The sequence below is a fragment of the Clostridium sartagoforme genome (genome assembly GCF_004794105.1).
Taxonomy (GTDB): Bacteria; Bacillota; Clostridia; order Clostridiales; family Clostridiaceae; genus Clostridium; species Clostridium sartagoforme_B.
Map to the genome: position 1 here is coordinate 1 of NZ_SRYR01000013.1, position 17,048 is coordinate 17,048.

Genomic DNA, 17,048 nt, shown 5'->3' on the forward strand with positions numbered 1-17,048 from the left:
ATATTTAGCTGACTGATACTAATAGGTCGAGGGCTTGACCAATAAATTTTGGAAATGTTAAAAATTATTCATATGCAATTTTCAGAGAACACTCTGAAATCTGGTGATGATGGCGTAGAGGAAACACTCCTTTCCATTCCGAACAGGAAAGTTAAGCTCTACAGCGTCGATGGTACTGCACGGGCGACTGTGTGGGAGAGTAGAACGTTGCCAGGTTTTTTTATATGGGGGTATAGCTCAGTTGGGAGAGCACTTGCCTTGCACGCAAGGGGTCAAGGGTTCGAATCCCTTTACCTCCACCAAGAAGTTATGTATGACATAGCTTCTTTTTTTTATAAAAATTTATATTCTCATGAGGAAGTAAATAAAAGGCATATATAATTGATAATAAAAAAATATAATGTTATTATTTTTATTATAGTAAGTATAGTAAAATATATTTATAAGGATTAAATAATATATTTTGGATTACTTATTATAGTAAATATTAATAAAAAAGGTGAAAAGATGTCTTTTTATAGAGTGAAACAATTTATTTGGGGATTTTCTTCTTTATTTAAAGAAATAGATTATACATATGTAACTAAATTTTTAAATGAAAAGGAAATAAATATTTTTAATAAATTAAAACATAATGATAAGCATCATTGTATTAGGGTTTGTAAAGATTCTATAAAGATGAGAAATGATTTAAATATAAATGTAGATATGTATAGGCTAGGAAGAGCTGCACTATTACATGATGTAGGAAAAAGTTATAGGCATTTATCATTAGTAGAAAAATCAGCCGTTGTTTTGCTAGATAAAGCTACTAAGGGGAAAATAAAAAGGTATAATAATATAAAACAGATAAATGTATACTATAATCATCCTAAGATAGGAACTGATATACTTAAGAGTAATGGGTTTGAGAATGATAAAGAATTACTTCAAGTAGTAAGATATCATCATAATAAAATAATTGATGAGAACAATGAAATTCTTAAAATAATAAAAACATGTGATGATAAAAATTAAATTTAAAGAGGTGAGGTTATGACTTCTAAAAAAAGAAGAGAAGAGATAATAAAGTTGTTAATTAATAATAATTCTGCTATTAAAGGAACAAAGCTTGCAGAATTATTTTCTGTAACTAGGCAGATAATAGTTAAGGACATTGCAATTTTAAGGGCAGAAGGAAAAAATATTATTGCTACTCCTGATGGATATATACTTAATAAAGATATAAATAAAGTTAAAACAATAATAGCAGTTAATCATAATAGTAAAGAGACTATGGAAGAACTAGAGATAGTAGTTAAGTACGGTGGAATGATAGAAGATGTTATTATAGAACATCCTCTTTATGGAGAATTAAGAGGAAACTTAATGATTAAAAACTTAAATGATTTATATAAATTTGAAAAGAAATATAACAATAATAATGCTAAACCTCTTTCAAACTTAACTAATGGTGTACATCTTCACACTATTGCGGCAGATAGTGAAGATAATATTGAAGAAATAAAAAGGGAGCTAAAAGAAAGAGGATTTTTACTATAGGGGGTTTTGAATTATGGATTATGATATTCTAATCTTAGGTGGAGGCATAATAGGATGTGCTGTAGCTTATGAGTTATCAAAATATAATTTTAATATTGCACTAATTGAAAGAGATTATGATATTGCAGATGATATTTCTTTTGTAAACACCTCTATTGTTTATGATGGCTCTGAAACATCAGATGATATTATGGCTGGTCTTGAGTATATAGGAAACTATATAATGGAAGAGACTTGTGAAAAGTTTAATGTGCCTTTTAAAAAGATTGGAGCATTAAGAGTGGTTAATGATGATAATGGTGTTAAAAAGCTTGAAGAGATGTATGAAAGAGCAAAAAGAAGAGGCATTAATGGAGTATATTTAATAGATGATAATGATGCATATGATATAGAGCCAAATATAAAGCATAATATAAAGAAAGGGCTTTATTCTGAGAATATTGGAATTGTTGCACCTTATGACTTAGCAATAGCCTATGCGGAAGTTGCTGCAGATAATGGGGCTATATTTAGACTAGAAGAGGAAGTATTAAATATACAAAGTTTAACTAAAGGATTTAGAGTTACTACAAACAGAAATAAGTTTACTTGTAAGGTTGTAATAAATACTATACCCCATGAAATCTACATTAGAGAAAATGGAAAAGTAGAAGATAAGGAACTTAAAGGTGAAGGTAGCAAATTTAAAAATATGAGCTATTTATTAGTTGATGATAATTATAAGAATAAATTCAATAAAATTGTTATCGAGACTTTTGATAAAGATACTTTTGTTTTAAGCACTCCAACAACAACTACTGGATCATTAATTGGAATAAAAAGCACTGAGAGAACAAGCTTAAGTGATAATTTAGAGTATGCAAATCAATTACTTGAAGATCTAGAAAAAAGTAATATTAATAATTTATTTAGAGAAAGTTATAATAAGGATTCAATGCTTATAGATGAGAGTGAAATAGATAAGGGATATATAAGAGTTACTGGAACTCATTATGGAAAGATAACTATAGCTCCAGCAATAGCAAAAATGCTTTGTGATACTATTGCTAACAATTTAAACTGTACATTAAAGAAGAATTTCATAGATAAGAGAAGAGAAGTATATAAATTTAGAGAATTAAGTAAAAAAGAAGCAAATGAAATAATTGCATTAGACAAAAGATATGGAAAGATAATATGTGTATGTAATAATATTTCAGAGGGAGAGATAGTTGACTGCATAAGAAGGCCATTAGGAGCAAGAACTGTTGAAGGAATTAAGAGAAGAACTGGATCTGGATTTGGCAATTGTCATGGTTCTTATTGTTATGACAAGATAGTGAATATACTTGCTAGAGAGTTAGATAAAAAAGTAACTGAAATAGTAGACGACTCAAAGAATTCTAAAATAATTTCTAGTAGAATAAAGGAGTTTGATGATGTGTAATTTGGATTGTAAGAATAACAGTAAAGATATATTTACATCTATAGTAAGAGTAAAAGGAAGCCCAAAATATAAAGTAGTGCCAGTAAAATCAAGTGAAGAGGTAGACAGAAGCCTTTGGATAGAATTATCAAAGGTTCTTGCTAGAATATACGTAAGTACTCCTATAAAGGTAGGAAATATAATATGTAAAAATATATTAAATACGGGTATAGATATTATTTGTACAAGGGAGTTAACTGATTAACAAATAATGTTGACATAAATATTTTTTTATAATATATTAAGATTAATATAATAAAAACTATTGAAGAGGCTAGTAATATTAATAATTATTTTTAGAGAGTCGATGGTTGGTGTAAATCGATAATAATGTTATATGAATCCACCTCAGAGGGACTGTGATGAGCAGTACGGTATAAACCGTTAAATTTTTGAGTGAATAGCAATTTTTTTGTTATTAATTAGGGTGGCAACGCGGAATCTTTCGTCCCTTTATAGGGAAGATAGGTTCTTTTTTTATTTAAAAAAACAAATCCAGGGAGGAGATATAAAATGTTAGATATAAAATTTGTAAGAGAAAATCCAGATAAGGTTAAGGAAAATATAAAAAATAAGTTTCAGGATAATAAACTTCCATTAGTAGATGAAGTAATAGAATTAGATAAAAAACTTAGAGAAGCTAAACAAGAAGCAGAAGCTTTAAGGGCTAACAGAAATAAGTTCTCAAAGCAAATTGGAGCTTTAATGGCTCAAGGAAAGAGAGAAGAAGCAGAAGAAATGAAGAAGAAGGTAACTGCAAATTCAGAGCGTTTATCTGAATTAGAAGTTATCGAGAATGATTTATCTGAAAAAGTTAATAAAATAATGATGACTATACCAAATATAATAGATCCAAGTGTTCCAATTGGTAAAGATGATAGTGAAAATGTAGAAGTAGAACGTTTTGGAGAGCCAAGAGTTCCAGACTTTGAAATTCCATATCACACAGAGATAATGGAAAAGTTAAGTGGATTAGATTTAGATAGTGCTAGAAAGGTAGCAGGAAGTGGATTTTATTATTTAATGGGTAATGTTGCAAGACTTCACTCTGCAATAATATCATATGCTAGAGATTTTATGATAGAACGTGGTTTTACTTACTGTATTCCTCCATACATGATTCGTAGTGAAGTTGTAACAGGTGTAATGAGTTTTGCAGAAATGGATGCTATGATGTATAAAATCGAAGGCGAAGATTTATACTTAATTGGAACAAGTGAACATTCTATGATAGGTAAGTATATTGATACTATATTACCTGAAGAATTACTACCACACACTTTAACAAGTTATTCTCCTTGTTTTAGAAAAGAAAAGGGAGCACATGGAATAGAAGAAAGAGGAGTTTATAGAATTCATCAATTTGAAAAGCAAGAAATGATAGTTGTATGTAAGCCAGAAGAAAGTATGGAATGGTATGAAAAGTTATGGGTAAATACTGTAGATTTATTCCGTTCTTTAGATATACCAGTTAGAACTTTAGAATGTTGTTCTGGAGACTTAGCAGATCTTAAAGTTAAGTCAGTAGATGTTGAAGCTTGGTCACCAAGACAAAAGAAGTATTTCGAAGTAGGAAGTTGTTCAAACTTAGGAGATGCACAAGCTCGTCGTTTAAAAATCCGTGTAAATTCTAAGGACTCAAAATACTTTGCTCATACATTAAATAATACAGTTGTTGCACCACCAAGAATGTTAATAGCATTCTTAGAAAATAATTTAAATGAAGATGGTTCAGTTAATATTCCAACTGCACTTCAACCATATATGGGAAATTTAAAAGTAATTAAATAAAATGTGAATATAATGACAAAAGTAAATAGAATATGTGAAATAAGCATATTCTATTTATTTTGCTAGTAGTTAGCTATTTAAAAAGAAATAATTCAATAATTAAGAGGATCTTTGCTAGGTAAAACTCTTTTTTATTTATATGGATATGTCTTTATAAAGATTTTTCTAAGTAAAAGATCACTTTGCAATCTTTTACTTATTCTTATAAAAATAATTTATAAAAATGTTGACATAATATTTTTATGTTGATATAATCATATTTGTCGAAAGACGGAATGAGGAGAGATGGTCGAGCTGGCTTAAGGCACCGGTCTTGAAAACCGGCGTACCTTTGCGGGTACCGTGGGTTCAAATCCCACTCTCTCCGCCAATTAAAGAACATCTAAATTAGGTGTTCTTTTTTAATAAAAATATGAAGTTTAGTAATATATAATTTATGGAATAAGCTATATATTATTAATGAAATACTATTTTAAATATAAGTATAAATGTAGAAAATTTTTATATAAGTTTAAAATAATAAAATTTATTAAAAAAAATTAAAAATAATAATTGACAATATATATAGTGGTTGCTATAATAATATTTGTCGCAAGACGGAATATGGAGAGATGGTCGAGCTGGCTTAAGGCACCGGTCTTGAAAACCGGCGTACCTTTGCGGGTACCGTGGGTTCAAATCCCACTCTCTCCGCCAATTAAAGAACATCTAAATTAGGTGTTCTTTTTTAATAAAAATATGAAGTTTAGTAATATATAATTTATGGAATAAGCTATATATTATTAATGAAATACTATTTTAAATATAAGTATAAATGTAGAAAATTTTTATATAAGTTTAAAATAATAAAATTTATTAAAAAAAATTAAAAATAATAATTGACAATATATATAGTGGTTGCTATAATAATATTTGTCGCAAGACGGAATATGGAGAGATGGTCGAGCTGGCTTAAGGCACCGGTCTTGAAAACCGGCGTACCTTTGCGGGTACCGTGGGTTCAAATCCCACTCTCTCCGCCATATAACCTTTATAGAAGGCACATGGAGAAATACTCAAGTGGCTGAAGAGGCGCCCCTGCTAAGGGCGTAGGTCGGGCAACTGGCGCCCGGGTTCAAATCCCGGTTTCTCCGCCAAAAGCATCTAATTTATTAGATGCTTTTTTTTATTGTATTTAAAATTATAAATTTATTGAATTTATACAAATATGCTTCTTTATGGGAGTGTAAAATATATAATTATATAAATTCAAAATAATATATAAATTAGGATAAAAAATATAATTTGAGATTAAATAATATAAGATATAGAAACTGAGATTAAATAATATAATATATATAAAATGAGATTTAACAATATAAAATATATAAATTGGAATGAAGTAATATAGGATAAATAAATTTATATGAATTAAAAATAATATGGATAAAGCAATTATATAGTTAGTCTTCAATAAAGTACATATAACAAAATAATTCAATGATGTTGTAAGCAATATACTAAAATGATATACTGTCCTTATTAAAAGAGAAATTTAAAATGCTATATAGGGGGATTAAAATGGATAAGAAGTATGTAGTTGGTGTTGATTTAGGCGGAACAAAAATATATACTGCGCTAGTTGACTTAGATGGAAACATGATAAATGAAATAACAGTAAAAACTGAAGCTCATAAAGGGGATAAAGCAGTATTAGAGAAATTAATAAGCACTATAGATACAGTTTTAGAAGGTATAGATATTAATGAAGTTAAGGCTATAGGAGTTGGTTCTCCAGGACCATTAGACATAAAAAAAGGATTAATTGTTTATACTCCTAATCTACCTTTTAAGAATTTTAATATAGTTAAGCCTATAAAGGAAAAATATAATATACCTACTTATTTAGATAATGATGCAAATGCAGCTACATTAGGAGAGTTTATGTTTGGTGCAGGAAAAGGAAGCACAAATATGGTTTATGTAACTGTAAGTACTGGAATAGGCGGCGGAGCTATAATAAATGGTAGCTTATTCAGAGGAAGCACTGCTAATGCATTAGAAATAGGCCATACAACTGTTATGAAGGGCGGTCCAAGATGTGGATGCGGTAACACTGGATGTGCTGAAGCAGTAGCATCAGGAACGGCTATAATGAAAAGAGGAAGAGAAGCTGTAGAGAGTAAGGTAGAAACATCATTAAAAGATTATGATGAAGTTACAGCAAAAGAAGTTTTCATAGAAGCTGAAAAGGGAGATAAAGTATCTCAAGATATACTAAATGACGCATTATCTTATTTAGGAATTACAATTGCAAATATAGCTAACTCATTTGATCCAGACAAGATAGTTATGGGGGGCGGAGTTAGTCAAGCTGGTAATATAGTTTTTGAAAAGATAGATTATGAAATGGAAAGAAGATGTCTAAAAATAATCTATGATAACTGTAAAATTGAAAAAGCTGTTTTAGGTAGTAAGGCAGGAGTATTAGGAGCTGCTGCATTAGCAATTTTAGAAAGCAAATAAGGATATTAACTTCCAATAATATACTTAATTCATTAGATACATAGAATATTTAATGGATTTATATTATTGGAAGTTTTATTTTCATATAACCTTTTCTAATTTCAATTTCATAATAAAAGAACTATAATAAAATAGAAAACGATAATTTGGATATAATTTAGATATAATTTAGATATAAAATAAATAGGAGAGTAAATATGGGTATTAGATTTATTTTTGGTAGGGCAGGTACTGGAAAAAGTCGATTTTGTTTAGAGCAAATTAAGAAAAAAATAGATAGAAATGATAACAATAATAAGCTTATATTACTAGTTCCAGAGCAATACACCTTTGATACAGAGAAAAAGTTTTTAGAGGTAGTAACAGAAAAAGGTTTCTTAAGAGGTGAAGTATTAAGCTTTAAGAGAATGGCACATAGGGTATTTGAAGAATGTGGGGGAAGAACTGATATAAGAATAAGTGATTCTGGAAGGAATATGCTTATATATAAAATATTAAAGAATAAAACAGAAGAACTTGAATATTTTAATAGAATGACTAAAGAGCAGGGTTTTTCTTCAGTAGTATCTAAACTTATAACAGAATTTAAGAAATATAACATTTCCACGGAAATATTAAATCTTAAAGAGGAAGAAATAAATGATGATGAGTTAAAGAAAAAACTTAAGGATTTAGGTTTAATATATAGTGAGTTTAATAATGCTCTTCATAAGCAATTTATTGATGGCGATGATGAATTAACCCTGTTATATCATAAGCTTATAGACTGTAACATATACGATGATGCAGAAATATGGATAGATGAATTTACTACATTTACGCCTCAACAATTAGAAGTAATAAAAATACTTGCTAAGAGGGCTAAGACAGTAAATATAACTTTATGTAGTGATAGTCTAAGTAATGGAGTAGATATCGATTATACAGATGTATTTGATGCAATAAAGAATACTGAAAATTCTATTTTAAATATAATGAAAGAAGGAAACATATCTTATTTAGAGCCTATTAATTTAAATAAAGGAACTCCATATAGATTTTTAAAAAATGATACATTAAGTCATTTAGAAAAACACTTTTTTACTTATCCATTTAAACCTTATAAGGAAGAACCTAATAATATAAGATTATATAAGGCTAATAATAGCTATGAAGAAGTTGAGACTGTTGCTAAGGATATTTTAGAGATGGTAAGGGATAAGGGTTATAGATTTAAAGATATAGCCGTAGTATGTAGAAATATCTCTGAATATGAAAAAATAACTACAGTAATATTTAATGATTATAATATACCGTTTTTTATAGATAAGAAGAGAGAAATTTTAGATAATCCGCTAGTTGTACTTATTATTTCATCTTTAGAAATATTAATAAATAATTGGTCTTATGAAAGTGTATTTAAATTTTTAAAAAGTGGATTAATTAATATAGAAGAAAGATATATAGATGTATTAGAAAACTATGTATTAGCAAATGGAATTAAGGGATATAAATGGACCAGAGACTTCTATGATAAAGAAGAGATATCTGATGAGGAAAATACATTATTCGAAATTATGGAAGAGGTTAGAGAACCTTTAATAAGTCTCCATAATAAAATAAGAGGAAAGAAAACTGTTAAGGAGATAACTACAAGTCTTTATAACTTTTTAGTTGAACTTAAGGTTTTTGATACCCTTGAATCATGGCTTGAAGAGTTTGAAAGTATAGGACTTCAAGATAAGATAAAAGAATATATACAAGTACCAGAAATGGTAATAGAAATATTAGATCAAGTAGTTGATGTATTAGGTGATGAAGTAATAGATATAAAAGAATTTACGAAGATATTAATATCAGGTTTTGAAGAAAAAGAGGTTGGTGTTATTCCAATGGCCTTAGATCAAATAAATATTGGAGATATATCTAGAGTAAAAGGAAGAGAAGTAAAAGCTTTATACTTAATAGGAGTAAATGATGGAGTATTGCCTTCTGTTAATAAAGAAGAGGGAATAATAAGTGATAGAGAAAGAGATATTCTTAGAGATATTGGGCTAAGATTGGCATCTGATACTAAAAGTAGAGCCTTTGAAGAGCAATTTATAGTATATACAGCTCTAACTATTGCGTCTGAATACTTAATGGTTACTTTCCCTATGGCAGATTTTGAGGGAAAGTCTTTAAGACCATCTATAATAATACCTAGGCTTAAAAAGATTTTACCAAAGCTAGTTGAGGAAAGTGAAATATATAATTTAAAAGAAAATAATGATAAGTTTAGTAAAATAACAGCTCCTATACCTACATTTAATGAGCTTATTTCTGCCTTAAGAATGGAATTTGAAAAAGAAGAAATAGATGAATATTGGGCTGAAGCTTTTAAATGGTTTGAAGAGAATGAAGAATTTAAATCTAAATCAAGTAGGATGTTTAAAGGATTAACATATACAAACTTAGTAGAAAAGGTTCCTAGGGAGAAAATAAGAAGACTTTATCAGGCCGAAAATAAAAAGCTTATATTTAATGTTTCTAGGATTGAGAAATATGCACAGTGCCCATTTTCTTATTATGTTCAATATGGATTAAAGGCAAAGGATAGAAAGGTCTATGAATTTTCAGCACCTGACTTAGGTTCCTTTATGCATAATATATTAGATGATTTTACTAATAAAATAAGAAATGAAAAAATATCTTGGTCAGAGCTAAATAAAGAAAGATGTAAGGTAATAGTAAATGAATTAGTAGATAAGAAGTTAGAAAGTGATACTAATTCAATTTTAAATAGTACCAAAAAGTACAAATATTTTGCTGATAGATTTAAAAGAACTATAACTAAATCTGTTATGGTAATTTCTGAACAAATGAGAAAAGGAAGCTTTGAGATATTTAGGAATGAATTTGAATTTGGTGGATTTAAGGATGGTGAACCTATAAAAATAGATTTACCTTCAAAGGAAACTGTTTATTTAGTAGGTAGGGTAGATAGAATAGATACTCTAGATTTAGATGGGAATACTTATATTAAGATAGTTGATTATAAGTCAGGAGCAAAGAAATTTAACTTAACAGAAGTATATTATGGTCTACAAATACAACTGTTAGTGTATTTAGATGCTCTAATTAAAAATTCAAAATATATATTAAAGAATCAAGCTATGCCAGGAGCAATTTTATACTTTAGAATAGACGATCCTATAATAAAGTCAAAGAAGCAATTATCAGAAGAGGAAATCAAGGAAAATATATTAAAAGAGTTAAAGATGAGCGGGTTATTATTAAAGAATATCGATGTAGTTAAAGCTATGGATAATGATATGGAAACATATTCGTTAATAATTCCAGCAAGTATAAAAAAGGATGGAGATTTTTCTTCTAATAGCTCAGTAGTTACAGAAGATCAATTTAACATATTAAGAAAATATGTTAATGATAAGATGGCAGATTTATGTGAAGAAATGTTAAGTGGAGATATTAAGATAACTCCTTGTAAAAATAATAATACTCCATATTGTAATTACTGTGATTATTCATCAGTTTGCCAATTCGATACTTCAATTGAAAATAATAAATATAAGATAATATTAAAAAAGAATAATAATGATGCATGGAAGTTAATAAAGGATGAGGTTGAGAAAGGGGGAAAAGCATAGGATATGGGTAGTACAAAATGGACTGAAGATCAATTAAAGGCTATTACTACTAGAGAATGTAACCTTTTAGTTGCAGCTGCAGCAGGTTCAGGTAAAACAGCTGTATTAGTAGAAAGAATTATAAGGATAATAACAAATGAAGAGAATCCTGTAGATATAGATAGGCTATTAGTAGTTACATTTACTTCAGCAGCTGCTGCTGAAATGAGAGAAAGAATTGCAGATGCAATATCTAAGGCTTTAGAAGTTAATCCTAATTCAAAGGTATTACAAAGACAACTTACATTATTAAGTAGAGCTAATATTACAACTATGCACTCCTTTTGCTTAGATGTAATAAAAAATAATTATCATGTAATTAATTTAGATCCAACCTTTAGGATTTCTGACGAAACAGAAAATACACTTTTAAAGCTTGAAGTAATAAATGATTTATTTGAAGATTATTATGAAAGTGAAGATGAAGGCTTTAGGAATTTAATTGAAGCTTATAGTTCTTCAAAAAATGATGATAGATTAAAGGATATAATTCTAGATTTATATAGATTTTCTATGAGTGGACCATGGCCAGAAAAGTGGCTTATAGATAGTGCTGAAGGCTTTAATATAAATAATATTGAGGATTTAGATAATACACCATGGATACAGATACTTAAAGAAAGTATATGGATTGAGATCGATGGTTATATTAAGACCTTAGAAAAGGCAATAGTATTAATAGAAGAAACAGAAGGGTTAGAATCATACCTTCCTACCTTTTCTGATGAACTAGAAATGTTTAAAAGAGTATTGAATTCATTAGATAATGGAATACAAGAAATTTATAAGGAAGTAAGTAATGTATCCTTTGGTAAACTAAAAGCTGTAAGAAAAAATAATGTTAGTGATTTAGATGCATTAGAAATAGTTAAATCTATAAGAGATAGTATAAAAAAGAAAACTGCTAAGCTCATAGAAGATAGTTTTTCTATGCCAATTGAAGGTGCATTAGAAGGATTAAAAAATTCTTATCCTTATATGAAGATGCTTAGTAAATTAACTTTAGAATTTATAAGTAGATTTAAAGATAAAAAGAGGGAAAAGAATATTTTAGATTTCAATGACCTTGAACACTTATGCCTAAAGATATTAATTAATAATGATGAATTAGCAGATTCAGAAGAAAATGTAAGTAAAGATTATATGGAAACTTTAGTACCATCTAACGTAGCTATAAGTTTTAGGGATTATTTTGATGAAGTATTAGTAGATGAATATCAAGATTCTAATAATGTCCAAGAAGCTATTATTGAATTAGTATCTAGAAAGAATTTAGAGAATCCAAATGTATTTATGGTTGGAGATGTAAAACAAAGTATATATAGATTTAGGCAAGCAAAGCCAGAATTGTTTTTAGATAAGTATAATAATTACTCATTAGAAGCTGGTGGTAGAGATAGAAAGATACAGCTTTATAAGAATTTTAGAAGTAGAGAAGAAGTAATTAATGGAGTAAACTATATCTTCAAAATGGTAATGTCTAAAACAGTAGGAGAGCTTGAGTACAATGATGAAGAATCCTTAAATTTAGGTGCTAGCTTTAAAGAAAATGAAGATGATAATGTAGAAATAGCAGGTCCTATAGAACTTCATATATTAGATAAATCAGGTATTGAAGATGAAGGTATAAATGAAGAAAATTCAATAGAAGATAATGAGGGGTCTAATGAAGAAGAGGAAGACGTTGACTCAATAACATTAGAAGCAAGAATTGTAGCATCTAGAATAAAGGAACTTATGCTAACAGAGAATAATGATAAAGTTTTTAAGGTATTAGATAAAGAAACAGGAGAATATAGGGAATTAAAATATAAGGATATAGTTATATTACTAAGAGCAACTAGAAATTGGTCAGAAATATTCTTAGAGGAACTAGGATCCTTTGGAATACCTGTCTATGCTGATACTGGTAGTGGATATTTTGAGACTATAGAAATAAGAACTATAATGTCACTATTAAAAGTAATAGATAATCCTATGCAAGATGTTCCTATGATTTCTATATTAAGATCTCCTATTGTTGGATTTTCTGCTGAAGAATTAGGTGATATAAGATTACTAAGTAAAGATAAATACTTCTATGAAATTATAAAAGAAGTAACTGAAGATATACATGAAGTTAATGAGGAGCTTAAAAATAAATGCAAAATATTTATAGAAAGTCTTAAAAAGTGGAGAAGAAAATCAATATATACTCCTATAGATGAGTTTATTTGGTATTTGTATATGGATACAGCTTATTATGGATATGTAGGTGCAATGCCTAATGGTAAGCTAAGACAAGCAAATTTAAAAATTCTATTCCAAAGAGCTAAGCAATTTGAGAATACTAGCTTTAAAGGATTATTTAACTTTATTAATTTTGTTAATAAGTTAAGAAATTCTTCAGGGGATATGGGTAGTGCTAAAGTCCTTGGAGAAAATGAAGATGTAGTTAGAATAATGAGTATCCATAAAAGTAAGGGACTTGAGTTTCCAGTAGTATTCACTTCAGGATTTGGAAAGCAATTTAATCTTATGGATTTAAATAAATCAATATTGTACCATGATGATTTAGGCTTTGGTCCAGATTATGTAGATTTAGAGAAAAGAAATTCTTATAGTACTCTGGCAAAGGAAGCAATAAAGAAAAAGATTCTATATGAAACACTATCAGAAGAAATGAGAATATTATATGTTGCTTTTACTAGAGCTAAAGAAAAATTAATAATAACAGGGGCAGTTAAAGACTTAGAAAAATCAATTAATAAATGGATGACTGCAGCTGCCTTAGATAATGATATTATTCCTGCTTCAGAAGTGCTAAAGGGTAAAAACTATTTAGACTGGGTTGGTATGGCTTTATGTAAACATAGAGATGGAGAAGAATTAAGAAAAGTTCTTGGGAATAAGAGTAGCTTAATAATTAATGATGAATCCATATGGAAAGTGAATTTGTGGACTAAAAATAAATTAATTGTGGATAAAGATGAAGTGGCTGTTGATGAAAATTCAGAAGATGAGTTATTTATTAATTCTCATATAGATTATATTGATAAAGAAATTGAAAGAAGATTAGGCTATAACTATAAGTATAGCTTAGCAGGAGGATTGCCTAGTAATGTTTCTGTATCTGATTTAAAAAGGGCCTTATATGAGCATGAGGATGATAGTATAATGACGGTAAATATATTTAAAGATAAAGAAGTATTAAAGCCTAAGTTCCTTCAAGAAAAAAGAGGATTATCAGCTTCTGAGAGGGGTACAGCAGTTCACTTTGTAATGCAAAGGTTAGATCTAAGCAAGGTATCTACTAAAGAAGAAATAGATAATCAAATATATGAAATGAAGGAATCTAGCTTACTTTCAGAAGAGGAAGTTAAGGTAATAGAAAAGGTTAATTTCTTAGGATTCTTTGAAAGTGAGTTAGGAAACAGAATGCTATCAGCATTTAAATCAGGTAGTTTAGTAAAAAGAGAATTAGCCTTTTATACTGAAATAAGCAGTTTAAATGTAGATAACTCATTACCAGAAGAAGTTTATGAAAATGAAAAGGTAAGACTTCAAGGGATAATAGACTGTATATTCGAAGAAGAGGATGGAATAGTTTTATTAGACTATAAAACAGACTATGTGGAAATTGGAAATGAAAATAAAGTTATTGATAAGTATAGAGTCCAACTTAAATATTATAAAGAAGCGGTTGAAAAAATAACTGGTAAGAAGGTTAAAGAGAGTTATTTATATCTATTTGGTATAGGTAAGGAAGTTTTATTATAATACAAATAATAAAGGAAAGTATTAATAGCCATATCAATATTCTTAAGAATTTGATATGGCTATTACTCTCTATATATTTATTTTATGATATCATTTATAGACATATTAAATAGAAAAATGTTATATTAAAAAATAATTTTATAGCTAAATATTTAATTAAGGTGGTTGAATTATGAAAAAAGAATGCGCTATATGTAATATAAAGATTGGATTATTTAAACCAAAATTTAATTTGATTGATGGAATTATTTGTCCAGCCTGTGCAAGTAACGCCATGGCTAAAGATAGAGTTGCCTTAAGATCTGGAAGACTAAGTAGTGAAGAAGCTAAGGCAAGTATATTAAGCAATAAAATACATAGAGATAATATTAATAAATTTATACCAACTTCAAATCCTCATCCTAATATTGAAGTAGACATAAATAATAAGAAGATTAAGTTAGCAAGTAAAATAAATGGAGAGCATTTTGAGGAGATATTAGATTTTGATAAGATAATTTCTTGGGAAGTCCTAAAAGATTCTGAAACAATATATAAAAAAGAAGGGGTAGGTAGAGCAGTAGTTGGTGGAATACTATTTGGTGAAACTGGAGCTGTAATTGGTGCAGTAACTGGAGATTCTAAAAATAAAACAATGATAAAAAGTATTAAGCTTAGGATAACTATCTCTGATATGGATAATCCCATAAGATTTATTCATATTCATGAGGGGACAGATTTAGAGGTGGGAAGTGAAAAATATAAACATATTGTTGATAGTACGCAGAAACTTATAGGTATAATTGAAAATATACAAAACTATTAAAATAGTAATATGAAATAAAAATATAATAAGTACCAATAATTAATCTAATTTATTTGATAAATTATGTAGTAAGGAGGAAAGAGAGTTACTCTTCCTCTTTATTTAAGAAGTTTTTAGCTAAAGTCAATAGTGTTTCTTTTGAATTAAGATCAGGTTTTTCTAAAACTATATTTAAGAGATGGTTTAAAACATCACCTAATATTTTGCCAGGTTTCAAGTTAAGATTAGAGATTAAATCTCCACCACTAATATTTAAATCTTTTATGATTAATGGTTCCCTATTATTAATTATTTCATTAACTAAGTTCTCAGTATATTTTACTTTTTCTAAAAATACTTTTGGATTATCTAGAGAGTTTATATCAGCTCTTTGAAGAGAAAATAATAAGTTTATATTATTAACTCCCATTTCATTTAATAATATTTTCACCTCATATTTAGTTGGCATTGTAGTTGCGTTTAATACTAGATGATGTTCTATAAGTTTTGATATTACTTTAATAGTGTTATTATCAAATCTCAATCTAGATAATATTTTTTTCACCATTATTGAACCTTCGAGGCAGTGTCCAGGAAAGCCGTAGAAGGTTCCATTATTAAGTGGTGTTAAAGTATTCAGTTTACCTACATCATGGAAAAGAGCAGATAACCTTAATAATAAATCATTTTCTGTATTATCTATAACTTTTAAAGTATGAGCAAAAATATTTCTATTATGATTAGTACACTTAGGTGAAAAATTATATAATGCATTAATTTCAGGTAATATAATTTCTAGTAATTTCGTATCTCTTAGAATTTCTAGTCCTTTAGATGGATTTTCTGAAATTAATATTTTACATAGCTCATCTCTTATTCTTTCTGAACTTATATTTTTAATTAATTTATAATTATTCTTAATTGCAGTATAAGTATTTTCCTCTATATCAAAGTTTAGTTGACAGCTAAATCTAACTGCCCTAAGCATTCTCAATGCGTCTTCTTTAAAGCGTTTATCAGCATTTCCTACACATCTTATAATTTTATTTTTAATATCATCAGTTCCATTAAAGTAATCAATAAGTCCTACTTTTTGGTTATATGCTAAGGAGTTTATTGTAAAATCTCTTCGAGATAGGTCTTCTTTAATATCTGTGACGAAATCTACAGAGGATGGACGTCTATTATCTATATATTTTCCTTCTGTTCTGTAAGTTGTAACTTCATAAGGCTCATTATTTATAAGGACGGTAACAGTACCATGCTTTAATCCAGTAGGTATTGTTTTATCAAATAAAGATATAGTTATTTCAGGCTTAGCAGAGGTAGTTATATCATAATCTTTAGGTAGATTACCTAATAATATATCCCTAACACATCCACCTACCATAAAGGCTTCAAAATTATTTTTATAAAAAGTGTCAATAATAAGTTTAACTTCCTTTGGAGTATTTATATTCATTGCTTATCCTACCTTTAAAAAAATATATATATGTTTCAATAAATAACCTATATCTTGAGTAATTATTTTATC

The 17,048-nt window shown here is 28.2% G+C and carries 10 protein-coding genes, 5 tRNA genes, 1 rRNA gene and 1 other annotated feature; of the genes, 15 read left to right on the forward strand and 1 reads right to left on the reverse strand.

Annotated elements, in window-relative coordinates; all coding sequences use genetic code 11:
- Nucleotides 1-99 precede the first annotated feature (99 nt).
- The 15 genes from rrf (at nucleotide 100) to E5347_RS15015 (ending at nucleotide 15,535) form a co-directional block, all read left to right on the forward strand.
- A 5S ribosomal RNA gene (gene rrf, locus E5347_RS14945) occupies nucleotides 100-216 on the forward strand.
- 10 nt (nucleotides 217-226) lie between these two features.
- A tRNA-Ala gene (locus E5347_RS14950) sits at nucleotides 227-302 on the forward strand.
- 205 nt (nucleotides 303-507) lie between these two features.
- A complete protein-coding gene (locus E5347_RS14955) occupies nucleotides 508-1,017 on the forward strand; it encodes an HD domain-containing protein (protein ID WP_136008036.1) in 510 nt (169 codons plus the stop codon).
- A gap of 18 nt (nucleotides 1,018-1,035) precedes the next feature.
- A complete protein-coding gene (locus tag E5347_RS14960; RefSeq protein ID WP_136008037.1) occupies nucleotides 1,036-1,542 on the forward strand; it encodes a transcription repressor NadR in 507 nt (168 codons plus the stop codon).
- Between the two features lie 13 nt (nucleotides 1,543-1,555).
- Entirely contained in the window at nucleotides 1,556-2,968 is a 1,413-nt protein-coding gene (locus E5347_RS14965) for an NAD(P)/FAD-dependent oxidoreductase (RefSeq protein WP_136008038.1), read from the forward strand.
- On the forward strand, nucleotides 2,961-3,212 hold the full coding sequence (locus E5347_RS14970; protein WP_136008039.1) for a DUF1667 domain-containing protein: 252 nt from the start codon (nucleotides 2,961-2,963) through the stop codon (nucleotides 3,210-3,212). Before E5347_RS14965 ends, E5347_RS14970 begins: the two co-directional genes overlap by 8 nt.
- Nucleotides 3,213-3,263: 51 nt before the next feature.
- Nucleotides 3,264-3,463, forward strand: a binding site (T-box leader).
- A 57-nt stretch (nucleotides 3,464-3,520) separates the two neighbouring features.
- Entirely contained in the window at nucleotides 3,521-4,798 is a 1,278-nt protein-coding gene (gene serS / locus E5347_RS14975; protein ID WP_136008040.1) for a serine--tRNA ligase, read from the forward strand.
- Nucleotides 4,799-5,077: 279 nt separating this feature from the next.
- Nucleotides 5,078-5,168, forward strand: a tRNA-Ser gene (locus E5347_RS14980).
- A 235-nt stretch (nucleotides 5,169-5,403) separates the two neighbouring features.
- Nucleotides 5,404-5,494 (forward strand) — tRNA-Ser (locus E5347_RS14985).
- A 235-nt stretch (nucleotides 5,495-5,729) separates the two neighbouring features.
- Nucleotides 5,730-5,820 (forward strand) — tRNA-Ser (locus E5347_RS14990).
- A 23-nt stretch (nucleotides 5,821-5,843) separates the two neighbouring features.
- Nucleotides 5,844-5,934, forward strand: a tRNA-Ser gene (locus E5347_RS14995).
- Between the two features lie 424 nt (nucleotides 5,935-6,358).
- On the forward strand, nucleotides 6,359-7,303 hold the full coding sequence (locus E5347_RS15000) for an ROK family protein (protein WP_136008041.1): 945 nt from the start codon (nucleotides 6,359-6,361) through the stop codon (nucleotides 7,301-7,303).
- A 197-nt stretch (nucleotides 7,304-7,500) separates the two neighbouring features.
- Nucleotides 7,501-10,932, forward strand: coding sequence for a helicase-exonuclease AddAB subunit AddB (gene addB / locus E5347_RS15005; protein WP_136008042.1), 3,432 nt, complete (start codon nucleotides 7,501-7,503; stop codon nucleotides 10,930-10,932).
- Nucleotides 10,933-10,935: 3 nt separating this feature from the next.
- Entirely contained in the window at nucleotides 10,936-14,730 is a 3,795-nt protein-coding gene (gene addA, locus E5347_RS15010; protein WP_136008043.1) for a helicase-exonuclease AddAB subunit AddA, read from the forward strand.
- 172 nt (nucleotides 14,731-14,902) lie between these two features.
- Nucleotides 14,903-15,535 (forward strand): DUF4428 domain-containing protein, encoded by a 633-nt coding sequence (locus E5347_RS15015; RefSeq protein ID WP_136008044.1) that lies wholly within the window; start codon nucleotides 14,903-14,905, stop codon nucleotides 15,533-15,535.
- 85 nt (nucleotides 15,536-15,620) lie between these two features.
- Here the strand turns inward: E5347_RS15015 and E5347_RS15020 are convergent, their stop codons facing one another.
- Complete coding sequence (locus E5347_RS15020) at nucleotides 15,621-16,976, reverse strand: CCA tRNA nucleotidyltransferase (RefSeq protein ID WP_136008045.1); 1,356 nt, start codon at nucleotides 16,974-16,976, stop codon at nucleotides 15,621-15,623.
- Nucleotides 16,977-17,048: the final 72 nt, after the last annotated feature.

Bases quoted from the DNA above. Each gene is read 5' to 3' on its own strand.
- E5347_RS14955 (WP_136008036.1), top strand. From the start codon at position 508: ATGTCTTTTTATAGAGTGAAACAATTTATTTGGGGATTTTCTTCTTTA.
- E5347_RS14960 (WP_136008037.1), top strand. From the start codon at position 1,036: ATGACTTCTAAAAAAAGAAGAGAAGAGATAATAAAGTTGTTAATTAAT.
- E5347_RS14965 (WP_136008038.1), top strand. From the start codon at position 1,556: ATGGATTATGATATTCTAATCTTAGGTGGAGGCATAATAGGATGTGCT.
- E5347_RS14970 (WP_136008039.1), top strand. From the start codon at position 2,961: ATGTGTAATTTGGATTGTAAGAATAACAGTAAAGATATATTTACATCT.
- serS (WP_136008040.1), top strand. From the start codon at position 3,521: ATGTTAGATATAAAATTTGTAAGAGAAAATCCAGATAAGGTTAAGGAA.
- E5347_RS15000 (WP_136008041.1), top strand. From the start codon at position 6,359: ATGGATAAGAAGTATGTAGTTGGTGTTGATTTAGGCGGAACAAAAATA.
- addB (WP_136008042.1), top strand. From the start codon at position 7,501: ATGGGTATTAGATTTATTTTTGGTAGGGCAGGTACTGGAAAAAGTCGA.
- addA (WP_136008043.1), top strand. From the start codon at position 10,936: ATGGGTAGTACAAAATGGACTGAAGATCAATTAAAGGCTATTACTACT.
- E5347_RS15015 (WP_136008044.1), top strand. From the start codon at position 14,903: ATGAAAAAAGAATGCGCTATATGTAATATAAAGATTGGATTATTTAAA.
- E5347_RS15020 (WP_136008045.1), bottom strand. From the start codon at position 16,976: ATGAATATAAATACTCCAAAGGAAGTTAAACTTATTATTGACACTTTT.